The organism is Paenibacillus sp. LS1 (assembly GCF_026013365.1).
In the GTDB taxonomy this organism is placed as follows: domain Bacteria; phylum Bacillota; class Bacilli; order Paenibacillales; family Paenibacillaceae; genus Paenibacillus.
In genome coordinates this window covers 152,715-167,661 of the sequence record NZ_JAPDOE010000003.1, presented here as the reverse complement: position 1 = coordinate 167,661, position 14,947 = coordinate 152,715, and the positions used below count along the sequence as shown (strand labels likewise).

The 14,947-nt window shown below is 46.8% G+C and carries 16 protein-coding genes; 11 read left to right on the top strand and 5 right to left on the bottom strand.

Going from position 1 to position 14,947, the window contains the following annotated elements:
• The first annotated feature begins 1 nt into the window (after position 1).
• A complete protein-coding gene (locus OM416_RS16140; RefSeq protein WP_062836669.1) occupies positions 2-238 on the top strand; it encodes an MbtH family protein in 237 nt (78 codons plus the stop codon).
• Complete coding sequence (locus OM416_RS16135) at positions 235-1,716, top strand: MDR family MFS transporter (RefSeq protein WP_264931030.1); 1,482 nt, start codon at positions 235-237, stop codon at positions 1,714-1,716. The genes OM416_RS16140 and OM416_RS16135 overlap by 4 nt, the downstream gene beginning before the upstream one ends.
• Before the next feature lie 148 nt (positions 1,717-1,864).
• On the opposite strand, the gene OM416_RS16130 is transcribed toward OM416_RS16135, so the two are convergent.
• The 3 genes from OM416_RS16130 to OM416_RS16120 form a co-directional block, all read right to left on the bottom strand.
• Positions 1,865-2,179, bottom strand: a complete 315-nt coding sequence (locus OM416_RS16130) for a DUF2628 domain-containing protein (RefSeq protein ID WP_264931028.1) — start codon at positions 2,177-2,179, stop codon at positions 1,865-1,867.
• Between the two features lie 530 nt (positions 2,180-2,709).
• Positions 2,710-3,396: a 4'-phosphopantetheinyl transferase family protein gene (locus OM416_RS16125; protein WP_264931026.1), complete on the bottom strand. Its 687-nt coding sequence runs from the start codon at positions 3,394-3,396 to the stop codon at positions 2,710-2,712.
• 159 nt (positions 3,397-3,555) lie between these two features.
• The gene (locus OM416_RS16120) at positions 3,556-4,428 is read right to left on the bottom strand and encodes an arylamine N-acetyltransferase family protein (RefSeq protein ID WP_264931024.1); all 873 of its coding nucleotides are present in this window, start codon (positions 4,426-4,428) and stop codon (positions 3,556-3,558) included.
• A 288-nt stretch (positions 4,429-4,716) separates the two neighbouring features.
• Here OM416_RS16120 and greA point away from each other — a divergent pair, with 288 nt between their 5' ends.
• The 3 genes from greA to rlmN all read left to right on the top strand — a co-directional run bounded on the left by greA (position 4,717) and on the right by rlmN (position 8,105).
• The gene (greA, locus tag OM416_RS16115) at positions 4,717-5,193 is read left to right on the top strand and encodes a transcription elongation factor GreA (RefSeq protein ID WP_264931022.1); all 477 of its coding nucleotides are present in this window, start codon (positions 4,717-4,719) and stop codon (positions 5,191-5,193) included.
• Between the two features lie 282 nt (positions 5,194-5,475).
• Positions 5,476-6,831, top strand: a complete 1,356-nt coding sequence (locus OM416_RS16110) for a sodium-dependent transporter (RefSeq protein WP_264931019.1) — start codon at positions 5,476-5,478, stop codon at positions 6,829-6,831.
• 179 nt (positions 6,832-7,010) lie between these two features.
• A complete protein-coding gene (rlmN, locus tag OM416_RS16105) occupies positions 7,011-8,105 on the top strand; it encodes a 23S rRNA (adenine(2503)-C(2))-methyltransferase RlmN (protein ID WP_145150462.1) in 1,095 nt (364 codons plus the stop codon).
• A 165-nt stretch (positions 8,106-8,270) separates the two neighbouring features.
• On the opposite strand, the gene OM416_RS16100 is transcribed toward rlmN, so the two are convergent.
• Positions 8,271-8,711, bottom strand: coding sequence for a GNAT family N-acetyltransferase (locus OM416_RS16100; RefSeq protein WP_264931014.1), 441 nt, complete (start codon positions 8,709-8,711; stop codon positions 8,271-8,273).
• Positions 8,712-8,935: 224 nt separating this feature from the next.
• Here OM416_RS16100 and OM416_RS16095 point away from each other — a divergent pair, with 224 nt between their 5' ends.
• From OM416_RS16095 to OM416_RS16070, 6 genes are all read left to right on the top strand, one after another.
• Positions 8,936-9,376, top strand: a complete 441-nt coding sequence (locus OM416_RS16095) for a MarR family winged helix-turn-helix transcriptional regulator (protein WP_248278100.1) — start codon at positions 8,936-8,938, stop codon at positions 9,374-9,376.
• A 78-nt stretch (positions 9,377-9,454) separates the two neighbouring features.
• Positions 9,455-10,567: a glycosyl hydrolase family 8 gene (locus tag OM416_RS16090; protein WP_264931011.1), complete on the top strand. Its 1,113-nt coding sequence runs from the start codon at positions 9,455-9,457 to the stop codon at positions 10,565-10,567.
• Positions 10,568-10,695: 128 nt separating this feature from the next.
• On the top strand, positions 10,696-11,571 hold the full coding sequence (locus OM416_RS16085; RefSeq protein ID WP_264931008.1) for a diguanylate cyclase domain-containing protein: 876 nt from the start codon (positions 10,696-10,698) through the stop codon (positions 11,569-11,571).
• Between the two features lie 19 nt (positions 11,572-11,590).
• On the top strand, positions 11,591-11,734 hold the full coding sequence (locus OM416_RS16080; protein WP_175623731.1) for a hypothetical protein: 144 nt from the start codon (positions 11,591-11,593) through the stop codon (positions 11,732-11,734).
• The gene (locus OM416_RS16075) at positions 11,727-13,022 is read left to right on the top strand and encodes a glycosyltransferase family 2 protein (protein ID WP_264931005.1); all 1,296 of its coding nucleotides are present in this window, start codon (positions 11,727-11,729) and stop codon (positions 13,020-13,022) included. The genes OM416_RS16080 and OM416_RS16075 overlap by 8 nt, the downstream gene beginning before the upstream one ends.
• Positions 13,023-13,173: 151 nt before the next feature.
• Positions 13,174-13,902: a class I SAM-dependent methyltransferase gene (locus OM416_RS16070; RefSeq protein WP_264931004.1), complete on the top strand. Its 729-nt coding sequence runs from the start codon at positions 13,174-13,176 to the stop codon at positions 13,900-13,902.
• Between the two features lie 191 nt (positions 13,903-14,093).
• Here the strand turns inward: OM416_RS16070 and OM416_RS16065 are convergent, their stop codons facing one another.
• The gene (locus OM416_RS16065) at positions 14,094-14,876 is read right to left on the bottom strand and encodes an ABC transporter ATP-binding protein (protein ID WP_264931003.1); all 783 of its coding nucleotides are present in this window, start codon (positions 14,874-14,876) and stop codon (positions 14,094-14,096) included.
• Between the last annotated feature and the right edge of the window lie 71 nt (positions 14,877-14,947).

The following is a 14,947-nucleotide window of genomic DNA, read 5'->3' as shown; positions in this document are numbered from 1 at the left end:
GATGAGCAACCCTTTTGAATATGAAGACAGCAATTATCTGGTGTTAATGAATGATGAAGGACAGTATTCGCTGTGGCCTGCATCCATTCCGGTACCGGCAGGTTGGACCCAGATGCTGGGGAAGGCCAAACGACGTGTATGCCTGGATTACATTGCGGAGCAATGGACTGACCTGAAGCCACTGAGTCTCTGTGATGAAACGGGGATGCCGGGCATGATTCATGAGGTTGGCAGATGAGGTTTCGTCTGAATCCAAAGGCAATTGTGAGCATTGTGTATGTTCTGGCGATGTTCATGGTTGCCATGGATGCAACAGTATTGAACGTAGCGCTACGAACCATTAGTGAAGAACTGGGGGTTCCCCCGGCTGCTGCGGGTACCTTGAATGTGGGGTATTTGGTGAGTTTGGCTGTATTTCTGCCTGTCGCCGGATGGCTTGGTGATCGATGGGGCACGAAACGGGTTTTCCTGTCGGCGCTGACACTGTTTACAGTGTCCTCTGCACTTTGTGCAACGGCTGATCATCTAGGCACATTGACATTTTTCCGTATTTTGCAGGGGGCAGGGGGTGGTCTGCTTACACCTGTAGGGATGGCGATGCTGTTTCGAACCTTTCCTCCACAGGAACGTGCCAAGGTATCTCGCATGTTAGTACTGCCGATTGCACTCGCGCCAGCTCTCGGGCCGATTGTGAGCGGATTGATTGTGGATCAGCTGTCGTGGCGCTGGATTTTCTATGTGAATCTGCCCGTCGGCATTCCAGCCGTGATCTTCGGCATGCTGTATCTGAAGGAACACAGAGAACAGGGAGCTGGTCGACTGGATCTGCCGGGTTGGTTATTATCTGCGCCGGGACTCGCACTGACGATGTATGCGCTCAGTCAGGGACCGCTGCGAGGATGGACGTCACCGCTTATTATGGGAGCGGGCTTCGCAGGCATTCTGCTGCTGACGTTGCTCGTCGTGGTGGAGCTGCGCGCAAAGCAGCCGTTGCTTGATCTACGTTTGCTAAAGCACCGACTGTTCCGCTATACAGGCTTGGTATCCGTATGTGGAGCCGCCGGGCTGCTGGGTATGCTGTATGTGTTTCCGTTAATGTACCAAAATGTACTACAGGCCTCTGCGCTGGAAACCGGGCTAACGACATTCCCGGAAGCGATAGGACTGATGATTGCTTCTCAGCTTGTCCCGTGGACTTATCCACGGCTGGGCCCGCGGAAGCTGATCTCGATGGGTTTGATCTGTACGGCAGTCATATTCATTACCCTTAGTCAGATCACAGTGGATACGAATCCATGGTTCATCCGTTCATTATTATTCGGCGTAGGAATTTTCTTGGGACAGACGGTAGGAGCAGTGCAGATTGCTGCCTTCGCCCAGATTCCGCCTGCATCCATGGGACGAGCTTCCACCTGGTTCACGGTGCAGAATCGTCTGGGATCAGCCATCGGCATGGCTTTACTCTCTGCTGTTCTGGCAGGTGTGGGTACAACAACGGTGACTGCGACAGGCACGATGGAGCCGAATATGCTGGCGTATCGCTTGGCTTTGCTGGGGGCAGCTGCATTTCTACTCATCGGGCTATGGTTTGCTCTGAAAATTCGTGATGCCGATGCGGCAGCCACGATACGGAAATCTAGTGGTCAGGGTCTCTTTCGAAGACTCAAAAAGTCTCCATCTTTGGTGCAGAAATCGACTGTGCAATCGAAAAGATAAGCTTATTATCTGAATAAACAGCAAAAATCCCTGACGGATTCGCCAGGGATTTTTGCTGTTTATTCAACATGATTGCTAGTTGGTAAATCTACAAGGGAAATCTAAAATCATATAATTGCTATGTTCGTTCATTTTTATGGTTATGATTTTATGCTGCTCGAGCAATAATCTGATTACTCTCCAGAACCGCTTGAGCTTCAGCATTGGAAGGACGATATCCTTTTTCGAGTAACTCTTTAATGTAGATTTTGTTGTAAACGAAAGAGAATACGATTCCACTAATCCAAGCTCCTACTCCAGCAGTGAAAATACCAACGGCTACGGAGATCAAGAACATGATGGCAGCCCATTTCAAATCACCACGGAACAACGCAGGGAAAAAGCCGAAAAATAATGTTGTCCAGCTGAAACCTACTTTTACGTTCTTGGTTACACCTGCACTGTTTTGCAAAAAGATATGCATCTGTCCACTTCCTTCTAAAATAATGAATCGGAGAGAGAATCGAGTATTAACAAGTATGTAGTGTGAATCTAGTCATAAATACCTGATCATTATTACCTATTCTTCTTCCTTTTGGTCCTATAGTACCATTAACTGGACAGGATGTTAATCTTTTTTTTTGAAAATTATGGTTTCCTATGAGATATATTCTCTTTTTGATAAAAAGTAAAAAATGAAGGAGGGTTAATGACCTCTCCTTCATCATATTCACAGCTCTAACGAATCTCAAACCTCTTATTAGAGGATTTTTAGTGTGCAGGGAAACCTAACGAACCTCAGACACCTTAGTGGTGCAGAATTCAGTAATAACAACGCGAAATAGAGCATATTGGAGGAAATAACGTGTGTAGGATTCCTTAGAGTACGAAAGTCGTGCAATTTTAGCTAATAAGGTGTATCAGATTCGTTAGAGCCGAGCTCGAACTCAACCACAACCCTACCCCCAAACCCCAATCCACGATAACCCCAATTAAGCCCCAACCAGCCGCAAACTAGACCAACTCCGTGTACAGATCCTCCAAGGTTATGATTTCCGGCTTGCTCGGAAGCTCTCCCCCAGCCGAACAGGCTGCCAGTATATGCTGATCATCCAGTCGCTGACTGTGAAAGCGATAGTCCCCAGCCTGCTCACAATGCCAAACCCCTCCCTCATCGGGAAGGATGGCGAAGGAATCCAGTGGCATGGAGAGGCCCATGCCGACAGCCTTGATATAGCTTTCCTTCAGCGTCCATAGGCGGTAGAAGGTTTCCCGCTGCATCTCGGCGGGCTTTGCAGCCAGGAACTGGCTTTCAGTTGGAGAGAAGAAACGCTCTGCAATCTGCATGTCAATCGGTGCTATTTTCTCCACATCCACGCCGAGTTCATCTGTACCCCCAGAGATCAGAGCAATCCAATCGCCAGAATGGGAGACGTTGAATTGCACACTGGAATGATGGCTGAGTGCAGGTTTGCCGTAGGAATTACGGTTAAAAGAAAGATCAGCAGGCCTCAGGCCGGTTAACTTGCTTAGAGTCACACGAGTCAATATCTCTCCCAGCACGGAACGATACGCGTCAGCCTGACGCACAAAGCGCGAAGCCTGAGCACGTCGCTCGGCAGAAACTTGCGATAGAAATTGGTTCCAGTACGCCTCGGGCAATACTTCTGGAACTTGAAGCACACGAATAGTTATCATCATTTATCACCTGAGGACATATTCGGCGAGCATCAATAACTTTCCTTTATATGGAACGCACCCCTCAACTTCCTCCCAAATCATCACTATACGGATGCCCCTGATAAGCAAGCCAGTTGTCTCGCTTTTAATGTTAGGGTTCTAGGTTATGCCTCTTCATCATCATGCTTCTTGTGCTCGTTTCCATTCTGTATGAGCAGCCTGTATTCGATCCCACATGTCTTGGCATTCCAGTTCACTGTAATTCACCAACGGTTCATGGAATATTCCAGTTAACACGTCTCGCCACTCGGCATACGTCTGGATCTGAGTTTTCTGGATTCCTTCGATATCATGCGTCTGAAGGATACATCCACGTAGTCCATTACTGCGTTTCTCATCCCGCTGACGAAGCAAAAATACGTTATGCCAAGGTGATTCGGCAGCTCTACTGTAGAATTCATGTTTGGGAATGAATTCTTCCAGGCTAGTGACTGCTTCAGGAGCATAGTCCACACCCTTACTTGGCCCATTTGGCTCGTATTCAAGCCGCCATCCCCCAGCAGCAACAGATGAAGGCATCAATTGATACGTGAATGGTGCTGAACCATAGGTTCCATAACGAAGTGGCAGAGGTTCGAAGGGCATTCCGCCCAAGCCTACATCTACAATCCAGCGCTCAACTGTCGGGTCAGCATCCGGTAAAAGGACAGATAGACCGAGGTGGAACGAGTTCACTCGTGGTTGTTCTCCATGGGGCTGTACCCCGCCACGATGCCAATCAACCGTATAACCCAGCGAGCGGAGAAGAACACTAAATGCACCATTTAGATGAAAGCAGTAGCCGCTACGGCCCTGTAATATAAGTTGGATCGACTCTTGAAGACCGATTCCCGCAGGACGACCTGCAAAAATATCGACCGTTTGCCACGATAGATATTGCACATGTGCTCGCTGGAGTTCAAATAAGAATTCCAGTGTGGGTTTCTTTATAGCAACAATGCCGATCCGTTTTAGATAGGCCTGTATTTCAGCTGTATTTAATAGCTCACTCATCCAGATCACCTCACGTCATATAGTGGGCCGCAGGTAATGGATATAAACTTCTGCTGCCCTGAGTTCATTGTAAAAGTGAACGGGCGAAAACGACATCATCAGTTGAGCAGATTGTAACGGTACAATTATGGAGCGTAGCCTTGAAAATCATCTCAAGAGATAAACATTCTTTTGATGTCATTGAAATACAATATATGGATGAGCTATTTCTTTTTCTGGGGTATGCTAACCCTTTGGAGTGGATATAGGTTAGAATATAGATAGATAGCAGGATTAGGAGATGGAAAAATGGCTAATGATGAAGTGATTTTGACACAGGAAGGCTTGGAAAAGCTGGAGGACGAACTGAGGGAATTAAAGACGGTGAAGCGTAAGGAACTGGCTGAGCGTCTGAAACTCGCGATCAGTTACGGTGACCTGAAGGAAAATAGTGAGTATCATTCAGCCAAAGATGATCAGGCCTTTATGGAGACTCGAATTTTGATCTTGGAGAAGATGCTGACAAAAGCAAGAGTCATCTCTTCAGATAATATAGACTCCAACAAAGTGAGCATTGGATCGACGGTGTTGCTTAATGACATTGAGTTCGCCGAGAAGATTGAATATAAAGTGGTTGGCCCTGCCGAGGCCGATGTTGCGGATAATAAAATTTCGTACGAGAGCCCGCTAGGCAAGGAATTGATGGGCAAAGAAGTGGGCAGCGTCATTCATGTCAATGCTCCGATGGGCGTTATCAAATATGAGTTGCTTCAAATCAAAGTTTAATAAAAGACGGGGTGCTCCGTAGTCATGAAAGTGGCTAAGGGGACACCTCTTTTTTATTGTATTGAGCTTGAATTTACGGATGGTTTACTTCATTTTAACTTCATACGGTTGGACATCTGGACTTTATCACATACTGTTTCTAGGGAAACTTATGGGGTGAAGTTTTTCGTGTGTATATTTATGTAAATAAATAACATTTCGACAAATTTCGATTTTCGAATGACCTGACACGTGGAGTAGTATATAATTACGGGAAAACTTTAAAGTGATGGAGTAGATACGATGAATTTTAGTAAGCCTAATCTGGATCAAGACAACGCTGGCAAAGGGGAACGGTTCTCCCAAGCAGGCTTCATTCTTGCCGCCATTGGTAGTTCCGTTGGTCTGGGCAACATGTGGAAATTCCCGTACATTACGGGTGAGAACGGAGGAGCGGCGTTTTTCCTGCTCTTCATTGTGTGTTTACTGCTGATTGGTCTGCCAGTTCTTCTCGCTGAACTTGCGATTGGTCGCAGTGGCAGAGGCAGTGCAGCTACAGCTTTTATCAAAGCTGGTGGACATAAAGGTTGGCTCGCAGCCGGATTGCTGCAAGTATTGACGCCGTTTATCATCCTGTCCTTTTATGTCATTATTGCGGGTTGGACATTGCAATATGCAGTGACTTCCTTCAGTGGAACATTGTTTAACAATCCGGACTATGCCGGACAGTTCAATTCCTTCGTAGGTGGCTATATGCCAATCGTGTGGCAGCTGGTTTCGGTTCTGATCACAGGCTGGATTGTTGCCAAAGGCGTATCTAACGGAATCGAGAAGTTCAACAAGGTACTGATTCCAGCGATGTTGGTACTGCTCATTATCCTGATGATTCGTGCAGTTACCTTGCCAGGTGCGGGAGCGGGTGTATCCTTTTTCCTGAACCCAGACTTCTCGCAGCTGACAACCGAATCCGCATTGGTAGCGCTCGGACATGCCTTCTTCTCCCTGTCACTCGGGATGGGTATTCTTGTAACCTACGGTTCGTATGTGGATAAAAATCAATCCCTCGGTGCGGCAACTGTTGCCGTCGGTGCGGGTGACCTGATCTATGCGCTCATTGCGGGTCTGATTATCTTCCCAACGACCTTCTCGTTCGGTATTGCACCTGACCAGGGGCCATCATTGATTTTCATCGCACTTCCGGCTGCTTTCTCGGCCATGCCGCTTGGATTCCTGTTTGCGGGATTGTTCTTTATCCTGCTGGCTATCGCGGCATTGACGTCGGCAGTATCCTTGCTGGAAGTACCGGTGAAATATTTCATGGAACGTTTGTCATGGAGCCGCAATCGTTCGGTATGGGTGATTTCACTCGCGGTGTTCATCGTGGGACTTCCTTCCGTATTATCGCTCGGGTTGCTGCCTGAATGGACGATTGGGTCGAAGAGTGTATTCGACTGGATGGACTTTATGGCGTCCAACATCTTGCTGCCTGTCGGTGGACTGCTTGTGACGATTTTTGCTGGATACTTCTGGAAAACGGCTGCGGAAGCTTCCGGCCTGCGTTCCGGATGGTTCCGGGTGTGGTTGTTCATGCTGCGTTACGTGGCACCAATCCTGGTTCTGCTGGTTCTACTGCACACATCCGGTATCATTCACTTCTAGAAGTGAAGACCAAATAGGCATAAATGTTGTCTGTTGTGCAGATTTACCATGGATAAAACCTCTTGGAAGAAATGCAAAAGCCCTTGTTTTCCCTCGCCAATTTTGGGACAATACGGAGTAGAGGTTTTTTGGGTAGGACCGATAAGCCATATGCTTTTTTGCGAAAAGAGGATTATACAATGAACAAATCATCCATATATGGATTAACATTAGAGCAATTACGTTCCTGGCTGCCGGAGCATGGGCAGAAGAAATCCCGTGCATCCCGGATCTGGGAATGGTTATATCAAGAGCGTGTACACGATTTTCCTGCGATGTCCGATGTCCGTCAGGAATGTCTGGACGTTCTCTCCGAGCATTTCACCATGAACTCGCTGAGCGAACATGTGAAGCAGGAATCGGCAGATGGTACCGTGAAATTTCTGCTTCGGATGCAGGACGGCAACCTGATTGAAACAGTATTGATGCGGCAAAAATACGGACTTACCGTATGTGTGACCACACAAGTCGGCTGTAATATTGGTTGTAGCTTCTGTGCGAGCGGTCTGATCAAGAAGAGCCGTGACCTGACCGCTGGAGAGATTGTGGAACAGATTATGCACGTACAGCGCCATCTGGATGCAGCAGGTCAAGAAGAGCGGGTAACGAACGTGGTTGTGATGGGTATTGGTGAACCGTTTGATAACTTCCAGCACATGAGTAATTTTATTGAAGTCATTAAGGATCGCAAAGGACTGGCACTTGCAGCGAAACGGATTACCGTATCCACAAGTGGCCTTCCGGACAAGATCAAGGAATTTGCAGACAGCAGTTTGCAGGTTAATCTGGCGATCTCTCTGCATGCACCTAATAATGAACTGCGTACACACATCATGAAGATCAACCGGGCTTTCCCGATTGAGCAATTGATGGATGCCGTGGATTATTATCTGGCTACGACGAACAAACGCATCATGTTTGAATACATCCTGCTACGTGATGTTAACGATCAGCGTGAGCATGCCGCGGAGCTGGCTGAACTGTTGTCCAGTCGCAGAAGTATGGTCAGTGTGAATCTGATCCCATACAACCCGGTGGATGAACATAGTCAGTATCAACGGAGTACAGAAGAATCGATTCTGGGCTTCTATGATACGCTCAAAAAGAACAACATCAACTCCACTGTACGTATGGAGCATGGTACCGATATCGACGCCGCCTGCGGACAGTTGCGCAGTAAACAAATGAAGAACAACGCTGTCGAATCCGAGCCAGACCGTCTGGCACTGGGATAAGACACAACGCGGGGCTGGCAGATAAGTAGGATGCGTGGTTGCTATAATCAGTGCCTGTACTCTGTACATGCCATTTACCGTTGTTGGATCACAAATGCGTTGCTGAATACAAAACGCCTCTGTATATCACTGAGAAGTGATGACAGAGGCGTTTTTGGGGTGTCATTATTTTAGCTTTTTGATCATCAGCAGATGGGGAATGCCGTCTTCCATAAATACTTCCGACGCGGGTTCATATCCGAGGCGTTCGTAGAAGCCGGAAGCTTGTACCTGTGCGTGTAGCTTGGCCTTCTCAAGTCCCTGAGCGAGAGCCATCTGCTCCAGCTTGTCGATCAGCACACGGCCCAGGCCGTGTTTGCGGTAATCGAGCATGACACAGATTCGTTCCAATTTGGCGACCTGTTCCACCACACGCAGCCTGGAGGAAGCGGCAGGTACACCGTCCACGTAGAGTAAAATGTGGCGTGCTTCAGCGTCTAATGTATCATACGCATCAAATTCATCCGCAGCGGGTACGCCTTGTTCCTCAACGAAAATAGCTGTGCGAATTGCGAAGCAGGCATCAAGCAATTCCTGGTTATTAACTTCAACAATGGTTGTATTCATGAATGTTTCTCCTTTGGGTGATCGTAATGTTATCCTGACGTGATAAACTGGTACATAACAGGAAGGTGGAACGATTTTCGTTCCATGTATACGGTTTGAGCTATATGTTTAAAATTAAAACCAATTCATCTGTAGTTATACCATCAATTATGTTGCGAATGCAACAATTTAATAGGGGCGTGAATGTGTTGACTGAGAAAAAAGAAGTGTTGCGTGAGATTGGCATGATTGCCCGCTGTTTGGATTCAATCAGTAATGTTGAGTTTCAGCATTTGAACCTGTCCCGTGGACAATATCTATATCTGTATCGAATCTGTGAGAATCCGGGCATTATTCCGAATCAGCTCGCTGAACTGATCAAAGTAGATCGCACGACTGCGGCCAGAGCCATTAGCAAACTCGAATCGGATGGGTTCATTATCAAACAGCCAGCAATGGGTAATAAGAAGAATAAAGTGTTGTATCCCACCGAAGCTGGGCTTGAAGCATGGGAATTTATTCGTAAAGAAGGCGTGCATTCAGATCAGGTGACGCTGGATGGTCTGACGGAGGAAGAGATCGAGACCGCTATTCATCTTCTCAGACGGATGCGCCATAACATTGAAGTGGACTGGAAATTTGTCAAAAAGGGTGGACGACGGCCCTATATGGATAACCTCGAATAAATGCGAACTTTAGATATGTCTCAGTCCTTGAGCAGAGGAGTTAGGGGTTCACAGTCGTATACGTGCAGGAGGAATGGCGTGAAGATCATATTTCGAAAAAAACGAACGTGGCTGGTCCTAATGCTGATCATTATTACCGCAGCCAGCGTGATGTTGTTAAGGGAGCGTTTCCTGATGAGCGAAGTATCCCCAACGGTTTCTTTTATCGAAAAGAATATGACCAACCCTAACGGGACACTGGCTACCTACTTACAGGATGCAGCTTCGGAGGAAGCAGATATCGTTGCGGGTAGAGAGGCACTGTCGGAGTCACTCGGTCTGTGGATGCAGTATGCCGTAGCGAGTGATGATCAGGCTATGTTTGAGCAGAGCTACGAGCAACTGACGACTTATTTTCTCACGCCCCCAGACCCGTATATCGCCTGGAAGCTGGATGCCAAGGGTGAATCCCATGTGACGACCAATGCACTTGGCGATGATCTTCGTATTATAGGTGCCTTATTGGAGGCAGCAGATCAGTGGGAGCAAGGGAGAGAGGCAAAGTTGGCTACGGCAGCAGCCATTTCTCGCGCTTTAACACAGTCGACTCAGCAGCAAGGATATTTGGTGGATTTCTACGATTTTGCAGGTGGACATTCAACGGACACACTAAGCCTGGTCTATGTTGATCTGCCTGCACTGCAAGCGATGGAAAAACATCAAATGGTGGAACCGGGAACCTATGCGAGGTACGAAGCGTTGCTGAAGAAGATGCCTGATGATGGCCTGTTCTACCCGAAGACCTTCAATGTGGTTCGTAAAGAATATACGTATGATGATACGGTAAATCTGATCGACCAGTTGATCTTGGCAAATCATCTAACGGTGACCGACCGCAAACCGGACAAGCTTATTGCTTTTTTGAAAAAAGAATTCAACTTTCGGTACCAGCTACCCGGACAGTATAAGCGAGAATCGCGCACACCTGCGGTATCTTATGAATCTTCATCGGTATATGGCCTCGCCATCTTGCTCGCTGTTCGTTCAGGTGATCCAAAATGGGCAAAACAGCTGTATAACCATATGAGTACGTTGCGAGGTCAGGACTCTCGTTATCCAGGTGGGTATGTATTTGACGGCAACACACATCTGTTTGATAATCTATTTCCTTTATTGGGAGAAATTAATTTACAGAAAAATATTAAAAAGTGATGATTTTGTCATTTTATGAACTGTTCGATGTGTTAGCATAGTTTTGTCTAATCATGTCGTAAATTGTTGTAAATTATGAGAAGTGAGTTTGAACAAGCGTTCTAAAAATTCAACGGAGAGAAGGAACTATGAGAAATAAAGTACCTACCCGCCGTATGGTATGGGGATATGCCCTTTTAATTGGACTAGCCGTAATGCAGCAACTATTAATTTATCTTAAAGTGTACATGGATCAGAGCTACACTACAGGGGATGTGATTTTTAGTATCGTGTCGCTGGGTGTATTGGTATTTGGTCTTTTGCTGCCTGTTGGCGTATCCGTCGTGGCGGGCTTTGTATACCTGGTCTCCTATTTTGTGTGGCTTGTTACATACGCTGATGCGAATGTGCTCGTGTTCTCCTGGTGGTTACTCATCCCGGCCAACGTTGCTGTGGCCGCGTTCATCAAGGCAAGCCTGCTGCGCAGTGCACGTGTAGTGGAACGTCTTCAGGATATGCAGGATCTTAACCCCGAAATCGATCTGGATACCACACTTGGTAATAAAGATGCTCTGGCAGATACGTTAATTAAACACAGTAACCTTGCTCGTCGGTACTCCGAAAAGTATGGATTCAGCATTGCCATGTTCAAGATTGAATTTTTGCCACTGGTGATGGAATCTCTTGGCTCTGTCCGGTATGCACAGTTCCTGCTTGAAATTTCGAATACGATTCAGAAGCAGATTCGATATGAGGATTATAAATTTTTCGTGGATCGTGGGCGTTTTGTCATCCTATGTCCGATGGCGAATGTGGAATATCTTCCCGTTCTTACAGAGCGGATCAAAAAAGCGATAATGGATCTTCACATGATTGATAAAAAGGGAAATGAGCTGCAGACGGTGATCAGATCCGGTGCTCTGGTATTCCAGAAAGAGCAATTCAGCAAGTATGAGGACATAGACGCAGTTATTGCTGCCCTTGAACGAAACACAGAGACTGATCTCATCGGTGAATATATATAACGGGAAGGAGAGAGACGCTGTGGACTATATGTCCTGGTTCATCCCGATCTGTATCGCCGTCAGTTGTTTATTCGCGGTATTTACGATTTGGTTAACGATTGCAACCCTTCGTTTTCGATCGAAAGTTATTCGCAAGTATGATCGGAGGAAGGTAAGTGGCTGATTTTATTTTAATATTATCGATCTTCAGCATCTGGATTGCCGTATTTGAGTCGATAGTTATTATGGCGGGTGCGATTCGTTTTATTAATAAACAGGACAAAAAAGGGATTCAGATCCCTGACAATATGGATCATTATCCGACAGTCACTGTCATGGTTCCTGCACACAACGAGGGTCTGGTCATTGTAGCGACGGTAGAGCACATCCTGCGACTGAATTATCCGGAGGATAAGGTTCAGGTCATCGTTATCGCGGATAACTGCACAGATGATACAGCAGTGAAACTGAGATCATTCCTTAGTCAGACCAGTTATGTGCATCGTAATGTGACAGTAATGGAGCGGAAGGGAACAGGCGGCAAGTCTGGAGCATTAAATGACGGACTGGAGCTAGCAACGGGCGATTGGATCTGTATCTTCGATGCAGATGCCGCACCTGAGCGGAATTCACTAATGTTTTTGGCGCAAAAATCGCTTGAAAACCCTGAACAATATGGCGTTGTTTTTGGTAGAAACAAAGCACGCAACAGAGGTCAGAATTTTCTCTCCAAATGCATCAATCTGGAAATCATTACTTCCCAACGGGTGTATCACACAGGTCTGTGGGAATTGTTCCAGCTTGGTTCTATTCCAGGAACCAATTACATTATCAAAACCGAGCTGATCCGCGAAATTGGTGGCTGGGATGTTAAAGCCATTACAGAAGATACCGCGTTGTCGTTCGAGATTTTGAATCGAGGACAGTTTGTGGCGCTTGCGCCGCAAGCAGAAGCCTATCAGCAGGAGCCGGAACAGCTGAGTGTATACATGAAACAGCGTGAACGCTGGGCCAAGGGGAACTACCAGGTCGTACTGGATAACATCCATAATCTGTTTAACCGCTCCAGTTGGCGTAATAAGTTGCTGGTCATCTATTATGCCGTCAGTTATTTCTGGTTCATGCTCGCGATCATTGTATCGGACATTATATTCCTCGTGAATCTGGTTTATCGAGTCATTGCTATATTTAAACCGGAGGTAAGTTCACCGTTCCAGTTTGCTGGCGATGCTTATGTGTTCCTGGTCATTGGTTGGGCACTCATGTACTTTATTTACGTGTTACAGATCAATCTGGCACTTGCCGCAGATATTGGACAGAGCAATACCCGTAATTTTATCTACGCCTGCGTGTCCTACTTCACGTATGCACAGCTGTTCATTCTGATCTCGATCAAGGCATTCTACTCGCTGTTGATGGACAAGATTCGGAAACGCGAGAGCAAGTGGTACAAGACGCAACGTTTTGGCTAAGCAACGATAAGCGTATAAGAGTAAGGCAGAGAGGCTGTTTGCTGGATAATTTCAAGCAACAGCCTTTTTGTTATAGCCAGGCACATCCATATTCTGTATACTCTTACAGGCTGTAAGTAGGAGCATGCTTAACAGAAATGGGGGTTATGCAATGAAGGGCAGAGGATCGGACTTTTACGATAATGAAGCGAATTTCGAGAAGTATATGGAACGTCGCAAGTGGCAGGAGAACGCCAATGATACATTGGAGAAGCCGGTGATGCTGGAGTTGATTGGTGACGTTGCTGGCAAGAATATACTGGATCTCGGTTGTGGAGATGCAAGGTTCGCCGCAGAATTGCTGAGTGGGGAGCACGAAGGTGCGACGTATACGGGGATTGAGGGTTCTGTGAATATGATTCAGGCAGCTAACCAATCAGTAAAAGGATTGAATGCCCGGATTGAGCAAGCGTTCATGGAAGAGTGGACCTACCCGACCGGAGTGTATGATCTGGTGATATCTAGACTGGCTGTTCACTATATTGAAGATGTGGAGAGCCTGTTCCGCAACATATACGATACGTTGAAAGAAAACGGGACATTTGTATTCTCGGTAGAACACCCTGTGATCACGTCCACGCTGCAACCCTCTGGGACTCGAACGAATTGGGTGGTTGATCAGTATTTTGTGGAAGGATTCCGTGAGCAGCAGTGGCTTGGCGGTTCTGTGAAAAAGATGCATCGTTCCATTGAATCATACTATATGGCATTGCAACGGGCGGGGTTCCGTGTTGAACATTTACGTGAGTCAGCACCACAACGTGCTCATTTTGTAAACGAGGAAACCTATCTGCGCAGGCAGCGTATTCCATTGTTTCTGTTCTTGGCTGCCCGGAAATAGATCGTTGAAAAGAATATAGATAGATAATGCTAAGTTATACTCAAAAAGTAGAAAGTTCTACACAGAAAACGGTGGATAACACTAGATATAGCAGTAAAAAGCCCAAAATCTATCCACATGTGGATAAGATATTGGGCTTTTACTGTTATGTTTCTGCACCTATTTTACGTTTGCTGTGCATAACCCCGCGATTATGAATCCACCGCAGCTCTAACATAGACACGTTCTCCGTGCCGATCAACTTCCACGGGTGCCTCGAAGAAGTTACTCAGCGCTTCGGTGTTCATCAGCTCGCTAGTTAATCCACTATTGACTATTTCACCTCGGCGAAGCAGGAGGCTGTGACTAAACACAGGCAATATTTCCTCGGTATGATGAGTGACATAGATGAGTGATGGAGTATCTGGACGCTGTGATAATTCACGGATGCTGTCCAGCAGCCGCTCTCTTGAGAACAGATCCAGTCCATTACAAGGCTCGTCCAGAATGAGTACGCGCGGATTGGCCATGAGTGCTCGGGCAATGAGAAGCTTCTGTTTCTCGCCTTGAGAACAGGTGCGATATTCCCGGTCCCACAGGTGCTGACAGCCCAGCGTTTGCATCAATTCCTGTGCCTGATCCAGATCAGCATCCGATAGCTTGTCATATAAGCCAATGGTGGCATGTTTACCGCTGATCACCACATACTGTGTGCGATCTGTGCCGTACAATTTCTCTTGCAGAGATGAACTGACCCAGCCAATGGATTTGCGAAGCTCTCTCAGATCCACATCGCCATATTCATGGCCTAGCACGGAAATTTTGCCTTCGGTCGGCCACAGATACCCGGTGATCATGTTCAGGAGTGTTGTTTTGCCGGAGCCATTCAGGCCAAGCAACGCCCAGTGTTCGCCGTCGTTAACCTGCCAGTTGACATCGTTCAGCAGGGTAAGAGGTCCCCTTTTCCACGTGACATGCTGTACATCAATAATCATGCGTTATTCCTTCCTTCTGTTATCCTCAATTGTCCTAGGTGTATTGTAGCCACAAAACGAAAGAGGTTTCA

What these genes read in the sequence shown, in the direction of transcription:
- OM416_RS16140 (WP_062836669.1), top strand. Translation starts at nt 2, where the DNA reads ATGAGCAACCCTTTTGAATATGAAGACAGCAATTATCTGGTGTTAATG.
- OM416_RS16135 (WP_264931030.1), top strand. Translation starts at nt 235, where the DNA reads ATGAGGTTTCGTCTGAATCCAAAGGCAATTGTGAGCATTGTGTATGTT.
- OM416_RS16130 (WP_264931028.1), bottom strand. Translation starts at nt 2,179, where the DNA reads ATGCATATCTTTTTGCAAAACAGTGCAGGTGTAACCAAGAACGTAAAA.
- OM416_RS16125 (WP_264931026.1), bottom strand. Translation starts at nt 3,396, where the DNA reads ATGATGATAACTATTCGTGTGCTTCAAGTTCCAGAAGTATTGCCCGAG.
- OM416_RS16120 (WP_264931024.1), bottom strand. Translation starts at nt 4,428, where the DNA reads ATGAGTGAGCTATTAAATACAGCTGAAATACAGGCCTATCTAAAACGG.
- greA (WP_264931022.1), top strand. Translation starts at nt 4,717, where the DNA reads ATGGCTAATGATGAAGTGATTTTGACACAGGAAGGCTTGGAAAAGCTG.
- OM416_RS16110 (WP_264931019.1), top strand. Translation starts at nt 5,476, where the DNA reads ATGAATTTTAGTAAGCCTAATCTGGATCAAGACAACGCTGGCAAAGGG.
- rlmN (WP_145150462.1), top strand. Translation starts at nt 7,011, where the DNA reads ATGAACAAATCATCCATATATGGATTAACATTAGAGCAATTACGTTCC.
- OM416_RS16100 (WP_264931014.1), bottom strand. Translation starts at nt 8,711, where the DNA reads ATGAATACAACCATTGTTGAAGTTAATAACCAGGAATTGCTTGATGCC.
- OM416_RS16095 (WP_248278100.1), top strand. Translation starts at nt 8,936, where the DNA reads ATGATTGCCCGCTGTTTGGATTCAATCAGTAATGTTGAGTTTCAGCAT.
- OM416_RS16085 (WP_264931008.1), top strand. Translation starts at nt 10,696, where the DNA reads ATGAGAAATAAAGTACCTACCCGCCGTATGGTATGGGGATATGCCCTT.
- OM416_RS16070 (WP_264931004.1), top strand. Translation starts at nt 13,174, where the DNA reads ATGAAGGGCAGAGGATCGGACTTTTACGATAATGAAGCGAATTTCGAG.
- OM416_RS16065 (WP_264931003.1), bottom strand. Translation starts at nt 14,876, where the DNA reads ATGATTATTGATGTACAGCATGTCACGTGGAAAAGGGGACCTCTTACC.